The organism is Actinomadura violacea, assembly GCF_017573465.1.
Lineage (GTDB): Bacteria > Actinomycetota > Actinomycetes > Streptosporangiales > Streptosporangiaceae > Spirillospora > Spirillospora violacea.
The window spans coordinates 67,965-83,359 of the sequence record NZ_JAGEPF010000005.1 but is presented as its reverse complement, the minus strand read 5'-3'; the positions used below and the strand labels follow the sequence as shown (position 1 = coordinate 83,359).

The 15,395-nt window shown below is 71.6% G+C and carries 16 protein-coding genes; 6 read left to right on the top strand and 10 right to left on the bottom strand.

The window, feature by feature from the left end; genetic code table 11:
* Positions 1-42: 42 nt before the first annotated feature.
* The 3 genes from J4709_RS08120 to J4709_RS08110 all read right to left on the bottom strand — a co-directional run bounded on the left by J4709_RS08120 (position 43) and on the right by J4709_RS08110 (position 3,572).
* Positions 43-411, bottom strand: coding sequence for a DUF4345 family protein (locus J4709_RS08120; RefSeq protein WP_208238698.1), 369 nt, complete (start codon positions 409-411; stop codon positions 43-45).
* Between the two features lie 127 nt (positions 412-538).
* Positions 539-1,813, bottom strand: coding sequence for a cytochrome P450 (locus J4709_RS55450; RefSeq protein ID WP_208238696.1), 1,275 nt, complete (start codon positions 1,811-1,813; stop codon positions 539-541).
* A 118-nt stretch (positions 1,814-1,931) separates the two neighbouring features.
* On the bottom strand, positions 1,932-3,572 hold the full coding sequence (locus J4709_RS08110; RefSeq protein ID WP_208238694.1) for an SAM-dependent methyltransferase: 1,641 nt from the start codon (positions 3,570-3,572) through the stop codon (positions 1,932-1,934).
* Between the two features lie 789 nt (positions 3,573-4,361).
* Between J4709_RS08110 and J4709_RS08105 the strand changes: the two genes are divergently transcribed.
* Entirely contained in the window at positions 4,362-5,120 is a 759-nt protein-coding gene (locus J4709_RS08105) for an SDR family oxidoreductase (protein WP_208238692.1), read from the top strand.
* Between the two features lie 79 nt (positions 5,121-5,199).
* Positions 5,200-5,754, top strand: a complete 555-nt coding sequence (locus J4709_RS08100; protein ID WP_208238690.1) for a DUF6193 family natural product biosynthesis protein — start codon at positions 5,200-5,202, stop codon at positions 5,752-5,754.
* A gap of 21 nt (positions 5,755-5,775) precedes the next feature.
* On the opposite strand, the gene J4709_RS08095 is transcribed toward J4709_RS08100, so the two are convergent.
* From J4709_RS08095 to J4709_RS08085, 3 genes are read right to left on the bottom strand one after another with little or no spacing between them, the layout of a single operon-like run.
* A complete protein-coding gene (locus tag J4709_RS08095; protein ID WP_208238688.1) occupies positions 5,776-6,675 on the bottom strand; it encodes a sulfite exporter TauE/SafE family protein in 900 nt (299 codons plus the stop codon).
* A complete protein-coding gene (locus tag J4709_RS08090) occupies positions 6,672-7,250 on the bottom strand; it encodes a rhodanese-like domain-containing protein (RefSeq protein ID WP_208238686.1) in 579 nt (192 codons plus the stop codon). Before J4709_RS08090 ends, J4709_RS08095 begins: the two co-directional genes overlap by 4 nt.
* Before the next feature lie 17 nt (positions 7,251-7,267).
* Positions 7,268-8,626 carry an MBL fold metallo-hydrolase gene (locus tag J4709_RS08085; protein ID WP_208238684.1) on the bottom strand — a complete coding sequence of 453 codons (1,359 nt, stop codon included), beginning with the start codon at positions 8,624-8,626 and terminating at the stop codon, positions 7,268-7,270.
* A gap of 167 nt (positions 8,627-8,793) precedes the next feature.
* Between J4709_RS08085 and J4709_RS08080 the strand changes: the two genes are divergently transcribed.
* Together J4709_RS08080 and J4709_RS08075 are read left to right on the top strand one after the other, a co-directional pair.
* On the top strand, positions 8,794-9,063 hold the full coding sequence (locus J4709_RS08080; RefSeq protein WP_173100464.1) for a metal-sensitive transcriptional regulator: 270 nt from the start codon (positions 8,794-8,796) through the stop codon (positions 9,061-9,063).
* A gap of 264 nt (positions 9,064-9,327) precedes the next feature.
* Positions 9,328-9,579, top strand: coding sequence for a DUF1876 domain-containing protein (locus J4709_RS08075; protein ID WP_208238682.1), 252 nt, complete (start codon positions 9,328-9,330; stop codon positions 9,577-9,579).
* Positions 9,580-9,655: 76 nt separating this feature from the next.
* Here J4709_RS08075 and J4709_RS08070 read toward each other — a convergent pair whose 3' ends face one another.
* From J4709_RS08070 to J4709_RS54580, 3 genes are all read right to left on the bottom strand, one after another.
* Positions 9,656-10,174, bottom strand: a complete 519-nt coding sequence (locus J4709_RS08070; protein WP_208238680.1) for a DUF892 family protein — start codon at positions 10,172-10,174, stop codon at positions 9,656-9,658.
* A gap of 199 nt (positions 10,175-10,373) precedes the next feature.
* Entirely contained in the window at positions 10,374-11,690 is a 1,317-nt protein-coding gene (locus J4709_RS53045; protein WP_372442053.1) for an amidohydrolase family protein, read from the bottom strand.
* Positions 11,690-12,526, bottom strand: coding sequence for an ABC transporter substrate-binding protein (locus tag J4709_RS54580; protein WP_307801111.1), 837 nt, complete (start codon positions 12,524-12,526; stop codon positions 11,690-11,692). The genes J4709_RS53045 and J4709_RS54580 overlap by 1 nt, the downstream gene beginning before the upstream one ends.
* Before the next feature lie 59 nt (positions 12,527-12,585).
* Here J4709_RS54580 and J4709_RS53035 point away from each other — a divergent pair, with 59 nt between their 5' ends.
* Positions 12,586-12,963 carry a helix-turn-helix domain-containing protein gene (locus J4709_RS53035; protein WP_307801072.1) on the top strand — a complete coding sequence of 126 codons (378 nt, stop codon included), beginning with the start codon at positions 12,586-12,588 and terminating at the stop codon, positions 12,961-12,963.
* Positions 12,924-13,604 carry a substrate-binding domain-containing protein gene (locus J4709_RS53030; RefSeq protein ID WP_232383210.1) on the top strand — a complete coding sequence of 227 codons (681 nt, stop codon included), beginning with the start codon at positions 12,924-12,926 and terminating at the stop codon, positions 13,602-13,604. Before J4709_RS53035 ends, J4709_RS53030 begins: the two co-directional genes overlap by 40 nt.
* An 85-nt stretch (positions 13,605-13,689) precedes the next feature.
* On the opposite strand, the gene J4709_RS08055 is transcribed toward J4709_RS53030, so the two are convergent.
* On the bottom strand, positions 13,690-15,330 hold the full coding sequence (locus J4709_RS08055; RefSeq protein WP_208238677.1) for an amidohydrolase family protein: 1,641 nt from the start codon (positions 15,328-15,330) through the stop codon (positions 13,690-13,692).
* Positions 15,331-15,395 lie beyond the last annotated feature (65 nt).

The window sequence follows — 15,395 nt, the reverse complement described above, 5'->3', positions numbered from 1 at the left end:
GAAGCTCCCCACCCGCGTGCCCTCGCCTTGGACATCGGGAAATCAGAGGACAGCGGCCACCAGAACCGCGGCCCCCACCAGTTCCACCCAGAAGTAGAACCAGATCGGATAGAAGGCCGCGGGCTTGTCGGCCGCCCGCGACGCCAGACGACCGAACGCCATTCCCGCCAACGCGGCCGCGACCGTCAGCACGATCCCCGTCCGGCTTCCGCCGTGCGTGACGGCCGCGTACGCCAGCAGCGCCGCCATGGCGACGCCGAAGCCGCCGTACACGGCGCGGACCTCGGTGCGCGCCTCACCTGAGCCCAGCGTGATCCCGAACGGTGCGATGAGCGCCCGAGGCCTGGCCAGCCCGAGCACCCCCATGCCCAGGAAGAACACGGCGACCAGCGCCACCAGCACGTCGTCCACGGATCGGCCTCCCATGCCTTGCATTCGCCGGACCGGCCCGGCGAATGCAAGGAGGATGCACGACGTGATCACGGGCACGCTTCCAAAAACGTGCTTCGCCAAGGTGACCTGGTCGGCGAACCGCCGGTCAACCCGGCAGCTCCAGCCACAGTTCGACCGGCCGGCGGATGGTGGTCGAGATGTTCCAGCGCACTTCGTGGGGCGGCTCGTGCAGGCGCGCCGCGGGGGCCCGTGCAGTGAGGTGTTCGAGGGCGACGTTGAGTTCCAGGCGGGCCAGGGGTGCACCGAGACAGACGTGCGGCCCGGCACCGAACCCGAGGTGCGCCTGAGCGGTGGAGCGCTCGAAGTCGATGCGGTCCGGCTCGTCGAACTTGCGCGGGTCGCGGTCGGCGTGGTCGATGCCGGCCAGCACGAGGTCGCCTTTGCGGATCGAAGTGTCGCCGAGTTGGACGTCGCGGACGGCACGGCGGGGCTGGGTGGTGTCGAACATCGAGTTCGGGATGGTCCGCATGAGTTCCTCGACGGCCGTGGAGATGCGGTCGGGGTACGTGCACAGCTGCTGGTAGAGGGTGTCGCCGTCGTCGCCGGTGGCGGTCAGGAGCCGGTACATGAACGAGCCGAGCGCGGCCGCCGTGGTCTCCCACCCCGCGATCACCATGGATGCCGCGAAGATGACGGCTTGGTCCATCGGTACCTGGTTCTGGGCCTGGTTGCCGGCGATCGCGGTGATGAGCCCGGGCGGCCCGGCGTGGTCGGCTGGACTGCTGAGGATGGCCTCGATGCGCCGGCCCATGTAGGCCACCATGCCGCCCATGGCGAGCTGGTTCTGCTCGGCGCGGTCGGGGCCGGCGGCCAGGAACATATCGCCCCACGTCGCGAACTGGGGGAGGTCGGTGTCGGGGACGCCCATGATGTGACCGATGACGCCGAGCGTGAGGGGCTTGGCGAGCCTCCCCAGCAGCTCGACGGGACCCTGCTCGGCGAGCATCTCCTCGACCAGGGCCGAGGCGAGCCCTTCGACTCTGGGGCGCAGGCTGCCGACGTTGGCCGGCGCGAAGTAGTTTCCGACCAGGTTGCGGACGGCGCGGTGCTCGGCGCCGTCCATGGCCAGGATGGTGCTGCCGATCGTCGGGTAGGGGTGGATGCCGTCGGCGTCCGCCCGGCGGAAGGTGTCGTGTTCTCTCAGCACCCGCAGGCATTCGGCATACCCGGTGACCAGGTGCGCTTCCTGCCCCTCGGGAAGCACGACCTTGGTGATGGGCGGCAGGCCGCCGTACTGCGGGCTCAGGCCCAGCGGGTCATGGCCGGACGGGAAGGCCGTCCGCCCTTCGGGGAGTACGTCCTGGCGCGGGAAGGGGAAGTGCGGGCAGCCTTCGGGGGCCGCCGTTTCGGTACGGGCCACGTGCGTCCTTCGCGGGGATGCTCGGGCTCCTCTGCTGCACTCCAAAGATCACCAGAGGGGGTCCCGGTTGTCAACGCGGGGATCCCGGTGGCCGATTGAGGCTCGTCCAGTGGCGCGGTCAGCGCTTGACGGCTATGAGGGCGTAATGGCGCCAGGGATCGTTTCGGCGTGCCGTGGAGCGGACCGACGGAAGGTACCGGTGGACTTGGTCGATGCCGGGCGGGAGGAGTTCCATCCCGTCGGGAACGCACTGCTGGAGTTCGGCGTGGGAACGGTGGACGATGCCGTCGGCATGCGGATCGTTGCGGTAGGTCGCCTCGATCTGGGCGCGGGCCAAGGGCGCCATTCCGTCCTCGGTGACGGCCACCAGACCGAGAACCGATCCGGCCGGCAGCAGGGCCATGAGCTCGCCGTACAGTTCCGCCATGTCGTAGCGCCGCGGCGTGCGGTTGATGTCGTTGCGGTCCAGAATCGCGACCGGCTCGCGCTCATCGAAGGGTTCATCGAGGCCGAACAGGTCGCGTATCGCGGGTTCGGCAAGAAGCGACCGGGGATCGCGGATGGTGCCCTCGACGACCTCGACTCCCTCTTCGACAGGGAGAAGGCGCCGATGGTGGCGGACGATGGAAGGCTCACGGTGGGCGTAGACGACGTGCGCGCCGGTGGTGCACGCCAGCCGCGCCACGCGATGCATGGTGAGCGGGGAGGGTGCGCTCAGCGACAGGAAGCGGCCGACGCCGAGTTCGGCGGCCGCCTTGCGGGCGAAGAGCTCGGCGAACTCCGCGGATTCCTCGATCATGCGCGGGACCTCGGGGAGCAGGGCGCACATGCGGACGACGCCGGCGCGGTCGCTCGCGGTGGTGAAGGTGGCGGGATCGTCCGGGTTCGTGGCGGCCACCCCCTCCTCCATGCGGTCGGTCGACATGCGCGGGTCGCCGCCCGCCGCCAGGACGGCCTTGTCCGCGGCGGGCCGCGGCGGCGGGGTGACCTGCAGCAGGGTGGGATCGCCGTTGAGGATCCGGTGGCGCAGCAGGCTCAGCGCCGGGCTCGGGCGCCGTCCTCGCGCGGCGCGCTGCGCCGCCACTTCGTCGTAGAGGTCGAGGGCCTGGTCGGGACGCCCGGACCGGTACAGCGCCGACATGAGGAGGCCGCGCAGGTGCTCGTGGTCGCCGTAACATCTCACCAGCGGCGGAAGGACCGCGGTGACGGCATTGTGGTCGCCGATGGCGAGCTGCACCTCGGCGAGCCGCGCCGCCGTGGTCAGGTAGTCGTTGACGATGCCCTCGACCACGGTGTCCATGGCGGGGGTGGACGGCAGCGACCGCAACGCGGCCAGGTCGCACATCTTCAGGGCGTCCGACGCGACGATCACCGCGGCGTACGGATCCGAGTGGTACATCCGCGTGCAGGTGTCGAGGATGCCCCGCCAGGCCCACAGGTCGACGCGCTCACCGCGGTGGACGCGGAAGGTGTAGCCCCCGCCGAACGCTGCGTCGTGCGCGATGCGGTGAGGACTGAACGGGCGGCGAAGCCTGGACATGGCGGTGTGCATGGAGGACCGCTTGCCGGGATCGCCCCAGACCAGTTCGAGGAGCCGGTCGTCGGAGACCGGGTAGGCGCCGCCCTCGCCGTGCCCGGCCAGCAACGCGAAGACCAAATGCAGCTGCTGAGCCGCCAGCTTGACCGGCTTGTCGGCGGCACGCACGGTGATGCCCTTCAGGAGGGTGATCTCCAGGCATGGCTCTTCGGCCTCACGCATGAGCCCCTCCACATCGCTGCGGCACCGCATCCCCACGAAGTGTGATCAGCGGGCAGTACCGTAGCGGTTTTTGACAGCGGAGGTGCAACCGGTCAGGCCCGGTCGTTGCCATTCGGGATCGGTTGCGACGGCCGCATCCGGCCAACCGAGCGGCCCCCTTCGAACTCACCTGACGTGCGAAAACCAATTGTCAACCTTGAATTACCGCCTGTCGGACAGCAGTCAGTAAGTGAGAGGTGAGTCCGTGGGAAGTACCCGGTGAGGACCGCCCCTTACGGTTCGTTTCGCAGGACCACCACCGTGGACGGCGGGTGAGGGACTCCAACTCCGATTCGGATCTCCTCTGCTGCGGCCCGCCCGTTCCCCGGTCCGAGAAGGAGGCCGACGGAGAAGTGGAACAGCGCCACAGCAGGAGGGAGCCGTCCCGCGATCCGCTCAACGCGCCGCCCGCCGGCGCGCGAGCCGTCGTCGGCTCCGCGTCCGAAGGCGGCAGGCGGTATCGCCGCTCTGTGGCGGCTTGGTGGGCCTGGTTCCGCGGCTGCGGCGAGCCCGCCATTGGCCAGGCATCGGCCGAGGGGCATGGGCAGGAGAACGCGGCCAGGCGCGACGGCGCCGGTACCGCGAAGTTCACCACTCGCTGGGTCTAACCGCCTGCGGCATGGTCAGCGGCCGGGAGGGCATGTCGTCGGTGTCGTACGACGTCAACCAGGTGAAGTGCATCGCGTGGGCTCGTCCTGCCGTGAAGACAAGCTGGCGGTGACCGACGGCCCGGCGAACGGGGGGAGTCTCATGAAGATCGTGGTCATCGGCGGCACCGGCCTGATCGGCTCGAAGGCCGTGGAGATGCTCCGGCGGCACGGGCACGAGGCGTTGCCGGCGGCGCCGAGCACCGGCGTCGACACCCTCACCGGCGAGGGGCTCGCGGAGGTGCTGGAGGGCGCGTCCGTGGTGATCGACGTGTCCAACTCGCCGTCCTTCGAGGACGCGGCGGTGCTGAACTTCTTCACGACCTCGACCGGCAACCTGCTGGCTGCGGAGCAGAAGGCCGGCGTCGGCCACCACGTCGCGCTGACGATCGTGAACACCGACCGGCGGCCCGACATCGGCTACTTCCGGGCGAAGCTCGCGCAGGAGAAGCTGATCGAGGAGTCGCCGATCCCGTTCTCTCTCGTGCATGCGACGCAGTTCTTCGAGTTCGGGCGCGGGATCGCCGACGAGGCCGCCGCCGGCGGCGACACGGTCCCGATGCCGCCGGTGCTGTTCCAGCCGATGGCGGGCGAGGAGGTGTCCCGGACGGTCGCGAGGACCGCGGCGGGCGCACCGTTGAACGGCCGGGTCCAGATCGCGGGCCCGGAGGTGTCCCGGATGGACGAGTTCTTCCGCAAGGCGCTGGCCGCCTGGGGCGACCCGCGCGAGGTGGTCACCGACCCGCACGCGCACTACTTCGGCGCCGAGATGCACGAGCGCGACCTCGTCCCGGACGACGGCGCCGCGACCCTCGGCGAGATCACCTACACCGACTGGCTGGCCGCGAACCCCGTGAAGTGACCGCCGCCCGCACCGACGAGCCTTTTCGCGCTTATGGTGACCACTAGGGCACGCCGCAGGGGCAGGAGATCGGGAGCTCATGAGCCACGAACCGGACCCGGCCGTTCTCTACCCGGACGTGGCCGCGCACGGCAGCCTCGCCGCGGCGCTCCAAGCCGCAGCCGTCGGCCGATGCCCGTCCCTGGCCGAAGGAGCCACCCTCGACGAGATCGGGCGGGCCGCGCCCTTCGACCTGCTGACCGGACGTTTCGAGGTCCCCGACCGCAACCCCGCCGATGTCGTCGCCTCGGAGTGGCGGTGGCTTCTCAAGGACGCGGGCGCCGCCGGCTGGCCGCAGTACCAGGCGCTCATCGAGTCCGCCCACGCCGAACCGAGGCTTCGCAGGCTCTATCCCTTCACCAGCCACTGGGCACTGAGCTTCTCCGACATGCCCGACTCGCTGTTGACCCCTACCTTCGTCGCGATCGACTCGCCGCAGGGAACCGGCGACTACGCCATCAGGGAATGGTGGAATGGCCCCGTCTTGGCCCAGGTCGCCACACCGGCCGAAGCGATTGCCTTTGCAGTAGACCGAATCCCCGCCGACCTGCTGCGGATCTCTTCCGACGCTCCTGCGCAGGGTGGGTCGCGGTGACATATGGCGGAGGGGACGTCATTACGGTGGCGAGTGGCTCGCCCCGCCTCCGGGACGTACGGCCCGGCACAGCAGCGACGCGCCGGCGGCGAGCGCCATCACGGTTCCGGCGAGGGCGCCCCAGCCGGGCGGTGTGCTGAGCAGCGCATGACGTGCCGCCTCGGGAACCTGCTGGGAGAGCACGAACACCGACATCACCACGACGAACCAGCCGAAGACCTGGCGGAGGCGGTCAGGCGCGACGCGTCCGATGAGCCGGGATCCGGCGAGGCTTCCGGCGATGGCCACCCCGGTCAGCGCCAGGGTGAGGCCCCAATCGAGTTGGACGCTCTGCAGGTGCCCGGCCAGCCCGGCGAACGAGTTCGCCGAGACGACCATCAGCGAGGTGCCGATGGCGGCGGGAAGCGGGAGGCCGCCGAGCAGGGCGAGCGCGGGAACGATGAGGAAGCCGCCGCCCGCGCCTATCAGGCCGGTGACGAGCCCGACCGCCGCGCCGTTGAGGAGAGTCCGCGGGATCGGCCGAGGACGTGCCGCCGCGCCGGCCGGGGCGTCGTCCTGTGGGCGGGGGCGCCGGCAGAGCATGGTGGACGCGGTGACCGCCATCATGACGCCGAAGGCCGCCAGCAGGATCCCGTCGGGGACGAACGACGCGAGCCGTCCGCCCAGGTAGGCGCCCCCCATGCCCGCGGCGCCGAACAGCGAACCGGTGCGCCACCGCACTCGTCCCGCTCGCGCGTGCGGCAGGACGCTGATCGCGCTGGTGGCCCCGACGACGAACAGCGACATGGCGATGGCGGGTTCCGGAGCGACACCGGCGAGGTAGACGAGGATGGGGACGGTCAGGATCGAGCCCCCGCCTCCCAGCAGACCGAGGAGAACGCCGACGACGAGCGCGGCGGCAAGGGTGAGCACGAGCGTCATCCCGGCCGCCCGTCCCGCACGAGGCGCTCGACGACCTCCGCACCGCAGGCGGGCCCGCGGTTGAAGGGCAGGCGCGCCAGGAGCATCCCCATGGCGCACGTGTTGGTCAGCGCCGCGATGGTCAGCCCGGCGCCGATCGCGGCGGCCAGCCACCGCAGGGCGGGCACGGCCAGACCGCCGAGGACGCCGATCAGGACGAGGACTCCGGCGACGAGGCGCACCTGGCGTTCGAGGTCCCAGGCCGCGCGGCCGCGGTTCAGCGGCGCCCCCGACGCCTGCCAGGCGGTGATGCCGCCGTCGAGGACGTGCACGTCGGACAGCCCGGCTCCGGCCAGGGCCCTTTCGGCCTGGGCCGCGCGGGCGCCGCTGCGGCAGACCAGCACGACCTCGTCGAGATGGCGGCCGAGTTCGGCCCGGTGCTCGCGCAGCGTGTCGAGCGGGACGTTGTACGAGCCCGGGATGTGCAGGGCCGCGAACTCCGCGGGAGTGCGCACGTCCAGGAGCCGCGGCGGGTCCGCTTGGGCGAGACGCTCGCGAAGGGCGGCGGCGTCGAGGCGGGCAGGGGCAGGGGACATCAGAGGACTCCTAGGCGTCAGGCGGCCGTGCCGGTGGGGAGATCCGCGACCGCTTCGGCGCGGTACTCGTCGTCGATCAGCACCACGTGCCGTCCCGCGGCGGCCAGGATCGACGCGGCGATGGACGCGCGGTAGCCGCTCTGGCAGTGCACCCAGACCTCCCCGGGCGGGACCTCGTCGAGACGGCGGAGCAGGTCGTGCAGCGGGATGTGCGCGGCGCCGTCGATGTGCGAGCCGGCCCACTCCTGGTCGCGGCGCACGTCGAGGACGACGACCGGCCGGTGATGGCGCACGGACGCCAGATCGGGGAACGTTCCAGTCGGCAGCTTCGCCGGGGCGCCGGACGACCAGTCGTGCGGGCCGCCGGTGGCCGCGGCGGCGGGCCGGTCGATGCCGATGCGGACCAGTTCCCGCTGGGCGGTGGCGACGTCCTGCGCCGTCTCGCCCAGCAGCGTCACCGGCGTGCCCCAGGGGATGAGCCAGCCGAGGTAGGTGGCGAAGGCGCCGCCGAGCCCGAAGTTCAAGGTGCCGGCCGCGTGCCCGGCCGCGAAGGCCGTGCGGGTGCGCAGATCCACCACCCATTCGCCGGCGGCGATCCGGCGGCGGAGTTCCGCGGCGTCGGCGCGGTGCGGCTCCGACAGGTCGGGCGCGCCGGGGCCCGCGGTGTTCGCCGGGTCCATGTGGGCGTAGTACGCGGGGTAGGCGTCGAGCCCGGCGAGGAGCGTGTTGACGTACTCCTTCTCCTCCAGGGTGAGCACCGGATTCGCGCGCTTCTCCCGCCCGATGGTGGAAGCGGTCGCCTGCGACTGCGTGGACGAGCAGAAGCTGCCGAACCCGTGCGTCGGGAAGATCTCCGTCTCGTCGGGAAGCTCGTCGGCCAGCCTGCGGGCCGAGCCGTACTGGGCGTGGACGAGCGCGTCGGTGTGGTCCGGACCGAGGAGGTCGGGCCTTCCGGTCGATCCGTACAGCAGGGATCCGCCGGTGAACACGGCGGGCGGCCGTCCCGGAGCCTCCAGCACGTAGGACAGGTGGGTGAAGGTGTGCCCCGGGGTGGCGAGGGCGCGGACGCGCATCTCCTCGCCGATCGCGATCGCGTCGCCGTCGGCGACCGGGTGGCGGTCGAACGCGACGGTGTCCGCGGCGTTGACGTGGTACGCCGCTCCCGTCGCCCGTGCGAGCGCGAGACCGCCGGTCACGTAGTCGTTGTGGACGTGGGTCTCGAACACGTCGGTGATGGTGACGCCCCGCTCGTCCGCCAGACCCACGACCCGGTCGATGTCGCGCTGCGGGTCGACGACGAACGCGACGCGCCCGTCGTCGACCAGGTAGCTGCGGTCGCCCAGCGTCGGCGTGTCGATGGCGATGATCTCGATCACTGCCGTGCCTCCTCTCGTTGATACCCCTGGGGGTATCCGTCGCCTCAGGCTAGCTCGCTATCCGCGTACCCGGCAAATACCCCCTGGGGTATCTCGGATCACAGTCCGGTGCTCGACACCGGAGGGCTCTCGGCGGATACCCTGGGGGGTAACTCGGGAGGGAACGCATGGAGCTGGAGCGGGATTCGCTGGCCGATGTCGTCGTGCGGTTGAAGCGCGCACAGGGCCAGCTGGGCGGTGTGATCCAGATGATCGAGAACGAGCGGGACTGCAAGGACGTCATCACGCAGCTCGCCGCCGTGTCCCGCGCGCTGGACCGGGCCGGATTCAAGATCATCGCGACCGGCCTGGAGCGCTGCGTCGCCCAGGGCGACGACCCGGCCCAGGCCGCGGTGGACCGGGCCCAGCTGGAGAAGCTCTTCCTCACCCTCGCCTGACCGGCCACGGCCGTGAAGCCTTCGCCACGCTCATGACGGCGATCGTGTCCGGCCGGCCTGTGCGACGCAGCGCGACGGGCCGGACCGCGAGAAGGCTTGAGCGGTGTGCTCAGCGGTTATGACACCAGTACCGGCAGCGAGCGGGCGCTGCGATGGGCGGCGGACGAGACGTGCGCTCGCGCCATCCTCCGCTGACCACCTCTGGCGCCGATGGGCCGGGGCGGACCATGGAAATGGGACGTCATCCGGGTGAGGAGGTTCGCCATGGAGACCAAGCAGTGGAACGTCGAGCTCTACATCAGCGAGGACGGCACCGACACCGACGTGCGCGCGGTGCTGCTCACCGGCGGCCAGGAGAAGGCCGGCGGGCACGGGCACGCCCGCCGCAACCCGGCCGACCGCCGGATCCCGGAGATCGGTGACGAGCTGGCCGTGAGCCGGGCGCTGGCCGATCTCGCCGACCGGCTGCACGGCCTGGCGAGCGAGGACATCGCCGAGCTCGCAGGACCGGTGTGAGGCCGGGCCGCGAGGAGGCGTCGGGGGACGAGCCGGGCGCATGACGAAGACGCCGAACGAGGGGTGACGCCCGCGGCTACCGCCCTTCGCCCGGCCGTCCCGCATCACCGAGGCCGTGCTCGCGGAGGCTGATCTCCAGGGCGAGATCCCAGCTCTGCGCCAGTTCGCGGGACATCTCCTGGCCGTCGGCGCACATCCCGGCCGCGATCCGCGCGGTCTCCATGTCGCCGGCGCGTTCGGCGAGGCGCCGCAGCAGCTCTCCCACGGCGATCTGCAGGTGCACGGCGGAGTAGGCGTCGCGCACGTACTTGGCGGCGCCCGCGCGGTGCCCGGGGCCGAAGGCCGCTTCGGCGACCGAGGCGAACAGCCATCCCGCGTCCCTCACGAGCGAGGCGGACGCGCCATGGGCGCGCAACCTGTCTTCGATCTCCCTCGTGTGGGCCCGGGACCGCTCGGCGAAGTGGCCGAGCGGCCGGCACAGCTCCGGCTCGTCCGCGACCGAAGTCAGGGTCTCGCTCAGCACCGCCTGCACATGCTGCTGCAAGGCGTGCGCGTCCTTCAGCGCCGTGACGAGCCGCCGATCGAGCCCGGTCATCGGTTCACCCCCGCCCCTTCGGCCCGGACCGAGCGGAGCGCATCATCCGGCCGCCGCAGCCCGGGTCCCGTGCCGGCCGCCCGGCGCCCCGTGTTGGTGTTGCCAACGAAGCGGCCCTTCCCCAAGACCCGCTGACCAGTCCAAAGTGCCCCTCGGGTTCATCGGCAAACGCGCTCTCGAACGACTCGTCGTGCGGAGATCAGATGAGCGGGTCCGGGTGGACCTGCTCGCCTTCGACGAAGGTGGCCTTGACCGTCACCTCGGCGAGCCGCTCCGCCGGCACGGTGAACGGATCGGCGTCGAGCACGACCAGGTCGGCGTACTTGCCGACCTCGATGGTCCCCGTCTCGGCGTCGAGGTGGTTCACGCGGGCGCTGCCGAGCGTGTAGGCGGTGAGCGCCTTCGCCAGGTCGAGCCGCTGCTCCGGCAGGAACTCCTCCGTGTCCTCGCCCGGCGCCACCCGGTTGACCGCCACGTGCAGGCCCCACAGCGGGTCGGGGCTGCTCACCGGCCAGTCGCTTCCGGCGGCCAGGGCCGCGCCGGTGCGGTCGAGGCGGCCGAAGGGATACTGCCAAGACGCGCGCTCCGGTCCCAGGAACGGGATGGTGAGCTCGTCCATCCGCGGTTCGTGCGCCGCCCACAGCGGCTGGATGTTCGCGGTCACGCCGAGGGCGGCGAAGCGGGGCACGTCGTCGGGGTGCACGACCTGCAGGTGGGCGATGTGGTGCCGGTTGTCGCCCGGCCCGTTGATCGTCCGCGCGCGGGCGAAGGCGTCCAGGGCCTCCCTTACAGCGCGGTCGCCCACCGCGTGGACGTGCACCTGGAAGCCCGCGGCGTCCAGCAGGGTCACGTACTCCTGGAGCCTGCCGGGGTCGACGAAGCTCAGCCCGCGGTTGCCGGTGCTGCGGCCGCAGCCGTCGAGATAGGCGGAGGTCATGGCGGCGGTGAAGTTCTCCGCCACGCCGTCCTGCATGATCTTGACGGTGCCGGCCCGGAACCGGCCCGCGCCGCCGCGGCGGGCCAGGAGCTCGGGGATCTGTTCGGCGCCGCGGTCCCTCTCCCACCACAGGGCGGAGTCGTACCAGGTCGTCATGACCAGGTCGAGCCCCGCCCGCGCCTTCGGGTCGGAGAACAGCGCGGTGTAGGCGTCCGGCGCGACCGTCTTCAGCCGGACGTCCAGCCCGATCTCCCGTCCGGCGGACTGGACGGCGCTGGCGATGACGGCGATCTCGGGAGCGAGCGTGCTGGTGGCCATGGTGATCCGCCGGCCGGTCGCGCCGGCCTCCCGGACGAGCTTCTTCGCCCCGGCGACGTCGCGCGCCGGTTCGGGCAGACCGGCATAGGCCGTCTTCGCCGCCGCGGGCGCGACGGCCCAGGCGCCGGTCGCGGCGGGCGCCTTGGCGGGCGTGCCGACCCCGGCCGCCCCGGCCTTGATGATCCCGGTCCGGTCCAGGGCCATCGACAGCGCCCGGCGGATCCGGACGTCGCCGAGCGTTCCCTTGAGGTTCGTCGGGATCAGGCTGACGGCGGTGGTGTGGGCCCGAAGTACAGCCTTCCGGCGGACGAGGCGCGCAGCTTCGCGAACCCGGACGGCGGCAGCAGGTACCCGCCGTCGACCTGCCCGGACAGCAGGGCGTTCACCCGGGCGGCCGGGTCCTGGATGAAGACGTTCTTGATGGTGGCGGTCTTCGGGGCCAGGGCCGGATCCCAGTAGCGGTCGAATCTCTTCAGCGTGATCGCCTGCCCCTTCTGCCAGCTCTCCAGGGTGTAGGGGCCCATGCAGTCCACGCCGCCGTCGGGCGTGCCGTACTTCGCCCCGGCCTTGGCGAGGAAGCGGGCGCTCTCGACCGTCCCCGCCGACGTGCCCATCTCCTCGTTGAAGAGTTGGTCGGGCTTCTTGAGCCGGACCGTCACCTGCATCGGCCCGGTCTTGTCGATCGACGCGACGTTCTGGAAGGACGAGATCCAGTACGAGCCGACCTTGGGGTCCAGGTGCCGCCGCAGGCTCGCGACGACGTCGTCGGCGGTCAGCGCGGATCCGTCGTGGAAGCGCACGCCCGAGCGGATCGTGTAGACCCACCGCTTGGCGTCCGGTGCCTCGGCGGTGGCCAGGCCCGGTACGACCTTCAGGTCCGGCGTGATGCGCTGCAGCTGCTCGCAGACGTTCGCCAGGACCGTGTTCGGCGGATAGTCGTAGGCGTAGGCGTAGTCCAGCGACTGCGGTTCGGCGTACAGCGACCACGTGGCCGAGGCCAGCGGGCCCGCCGCTCGCGGGGTGTCCTTGGAGATCTGGAACGCGGCCGAGCCGGCCGCGCCCGTCTTGGAGGCGCCGCCGCAGGCGGTGGCGTCCACCCGCACCGCGAGTCCGGCTGGTCGACGTCGCCCGGGCCGCCGGCGTCTCCAAGACGACCGTGTCGGCCGCGCTGAACGGGTCCGGCCGGCTGCCCGAGGCCACGCGCCGCCACGTCCGCGACGTCGCCCACCGCCTCGGCTACCGCCCGAACGCCACGCGCGCCTGCTGCGCTCGGGGCGCACAAGGCTGCTGGGGCTCGCGGTCCGTGAGTACTCCGAGACGCCCTGGGTCTACTCCGAGTTCGCCTACTTCTCCCAGCTCGCCAACGCCGCCGGCCGCACCGCCCTCGGGCACGGCTACGGCATCGTCCTGCTGCCCACGACCTCACCGGGCGACTGGTGGCTGGACCTGCCCTTGGACGGCGCCATCGTCATCGATCCCACGGCGGACGACCCGATGGTCGCCGACTTCCTCTCCGCCGGGATCCCCGTGGTGAGCGACCGCCGCGCACTGGGCGCGTCAGGCGCGTCCGGCGCGTCCGGCGAGGCCGGCGACGCGGAGGCCCTGGGGCGCTGGGTGGACTTCGACTACGCCGCCGCCGCACGGGACGTCCTGGAGCATCTGGCCTCCTCGGGGGCGCGCCGCATCGGGCTGGTCACCGCGACGTCCACCTCCAGCTTCTTCGAGGAGTCCGAGCGCGCCTACCGGGCCTGGTGCGACGAGCACGGGCAGGAGCCGCTGCTCACGGCCACCACCGCACCGGGCCATTCGCAGGCGCTTGAGGCGGTCGACGAACTGCTCGCGGCGGCCGGCGAGCCGCCCGACGCGCTGTTCACGCTGGTCGAGACCAGCCCGCCGCTGCTGCTGGACAGGCTCCGCCGGCACGGCCTGTCCGTCCCCGGCGACCTGCTCCTGGTGGCCACGACCGAGGACCCCACCGCCGCCCACAGCGACCCGTCCGTCACCACGCTCAGCTTCCTGCCCGCGGAGACCGCCAAGGCCGGCGTGGAACTTCTCGTGAACGCCTTCGAAGGACGCGACGCCCCCCGAGGCCGCCTCTTCACGGCACGTCTCGACGTCCGCGCCTCCTCGACGCCCCGGACCACCCGAGCCGCCCGCGAGCAGAGCAGGGCATGATCCGCCCGACCGGAAGGGCCCGGCCGCCGATGCGGCCGGGCCCTTCCGCCGCGGTGCCGGCGCCACCTGGGCGATGGGCGGCGGGCTACTTCTTCGCGCGCTGCCACATCTCCAGGTACGCCTCGGCGCCCTTGGCCATGTCATCGGTGATCCCGCCGCCGCCGACGTGCCGCAGGTCGGCGATCCAGTCCGGGACGAGCCCGTAGTTGGCGACGCCGTCGGTGTTGAGGTCCCAGGTCCGCACGCCGGTCTTCTGCCTGGTGAGCGTGACGCCGGGGTCGACCGGGGACCTGAACGGGTACTTCAGCGGGTCCGCGGCGGCGGTGGTGCGCGGCGCGGGCAGCGGCCCCATCCCGTTGGCGTCCAGGCCGTACCCGTAGCCGAAGAGGTACCTGGGGTCGGCCTGCGCCTTGGCCTGCTTCCATCCCGTGATGAACTGCGGCGCGGACGAGGCGTAGGAGGTGACCATGCCGCCGAGCCGGTAGACGCGGCTCAGGTAGTGCTCGTCCGACCAGCTGTGCGAGGAGATCACGCCGGGGTAGCGCGCCTTCTCCAGCAGGTTCAGCGACTGGCCCGCCGCCTTGGCGCTCATGTGGTCCAGCTCGATGATCATCTTTCGCTTGACCATGCCGCGCAGCGTGTACGCGCCGAGGTCGGTGAGCCCGTTGGCGTTGCACAGCGGCGCGCTCGGATACACCGGCACCGTCACGCCGAGCTTGCGCAGCCCGCCGAGCGGCCCGGCGAGCAGGTCGCCGAGCTGACCGGACGGCATGATCGGATTGTCGTGCTCGGGCGCCGTGCAGCGGTCGGCCTGCCAGAACCGGCCCGACCCGACGAACTGGCCGAGGTTCATGATGACGCCCGTGGTGTCGGCGTCGTACCGGACGCCGCACAGCGCGTTGTCGAACTTGTGGCAGAGGAACATCGACGAGACGCCGAGTTTCTGCACCTCGTCCAGGCCCCGGTCGATGTCGGCCTTGGTGCATCGGGGCTTGCCGTACACCTCGCGGCAGCCGAACGGCTCGGAGGTCTCGATGCCCAGCACGACGGCGAGCTTGCCCTGCTCGATGACCCGCCGCGCCTGCTCCGGGCTGGTCACGACACGGAACCAGCCCTTGCCCGCGCCGCCGTTCTCGCGGTCGACGAAGGCCTGGAGCGCGTAGGTGGCCTTGGCCTGGCGCCGGATGGTCTCCATCTCGTCGCACGGGTACTTCTTCAGCGGGTAGATCTCGCACAGCGTGCGGTTGTCGACGAGCTGGTTCACCAGGACGCGCTGCCCGGCGCGCCATGACCGCTCGATCCACTTGTACCAGGTCTGCTCGTGCGTGAAGGAGTCGTAGGCGGGCCAGTCCTTGAACGTCGGCCATCCGGTGGTGTCGTGGGAGCCGAACGGGGTGCCCTTGCGGGTGAAGTTCTCGAACCAGGCGGGGATGCCGTTCGGGGCGTGGTCCGGGCAGTCCTTGAGGGCGGCGGCCGGACCGCCCGGATCGAACGTCTCACCGCACATCAGCGATCCGCCGAAGCCCAGGTAGGACATCAGGTGGCTGTGCGCGTCGAGGTATCCGCGCACCTGGCCGTCGGCGGTCGTGCCCTTGAACGGGGCGCCGGTCGCGCCGACGTCCACGACCGGGGTGCCGTCCGCGGCCGCGGACGGTTGCGGCGACACCGCCAGGAGCAGGGCGACCGATAGCGCCGCGAGCGCGGCGCGAAGGCGGGGGATGGTCATTCGTCACACCTTGGGGGAGAGGAGTGCCTTGGGAGCCTGTTCAAGATCAGTACCAGACCAGAGGC

Excerpts from the sequence above, each read along its gene's own strand:
- J4709_RS08110 (WP_208238694.1), bottom strand. The coding sequence starts at position 3,572 with ATGCGTGAGGCCGAAGAGCCATGCCTGGAGATCACCCTCCTGAAGGGC.
- J4709_RS08105 (WP_208238692.1), top strand. The coding sequence starts at position 4,362 with ATGAAGATCGTGGTCATCGGCGGCACCGGCCTGATCGGCTCGAAGGCC.
- J4709_RS08100 (WP_208238690.1), top strand. The coding sequence starts at position 5,200 with ATGAGCCACGAACCGGACCCGGCCGTTCTCTACCCGGACGTGGCCGCG.
- J4709_RS08095 (WP_208238688.1), bottom strand. The coding sequence starts at position 6,675 with ATGACGCTCGTGCTCACCCTTGCCGCCGCGCTCGTCGTCGGCGTTCTC.
- J4709_RS08090 (WP_208238686.1), bottom strand. The coding sequence starts at position 7,250 with ATGTCCCCTGCCCCTGCCCGCCTCGACGCCGCCGCCCTTCGCGAGCGT.
- J4709_RS08080 (WP_173100464.1), top strand. The coding sequence starts at position 8,794 with ATGGAGCTGGAGCGGGATTCGCTGGCCGATGTCGTCGTGCGGTTGAAG.
- J4709_RS08075 (WP_208238682.1), top strand. The coding sequence starts at position 9,328 with ATGGAGACCAAGCAGTGGAACGTCGAGCTCTACATCAGCGAGGACGGC.
- J4709_RS08070 (WP_208238680.1), bottom strand. The coding sequence starts at position 10,174 with ATGACCGGGCTCGATCGGCGGCTCGTCACGGCGCTGAAGGACGCGCAC.
- J4709_RS53030 (WP_232383210.1), top strand. The coding sequence starts at position 12,924 with ATGGTCGCCGACTTCCTCTCCGCCGGGATCCCCGTGGTGAGCGACCGC.
- J4709_RS08055 (WP_208238677.1), bottom strand. The coding sequence starts at position 15,330 with ATGACCATCCCCCGCCTTCGCGCCGCGCTCGCGGCGCTATCGGTCGCC.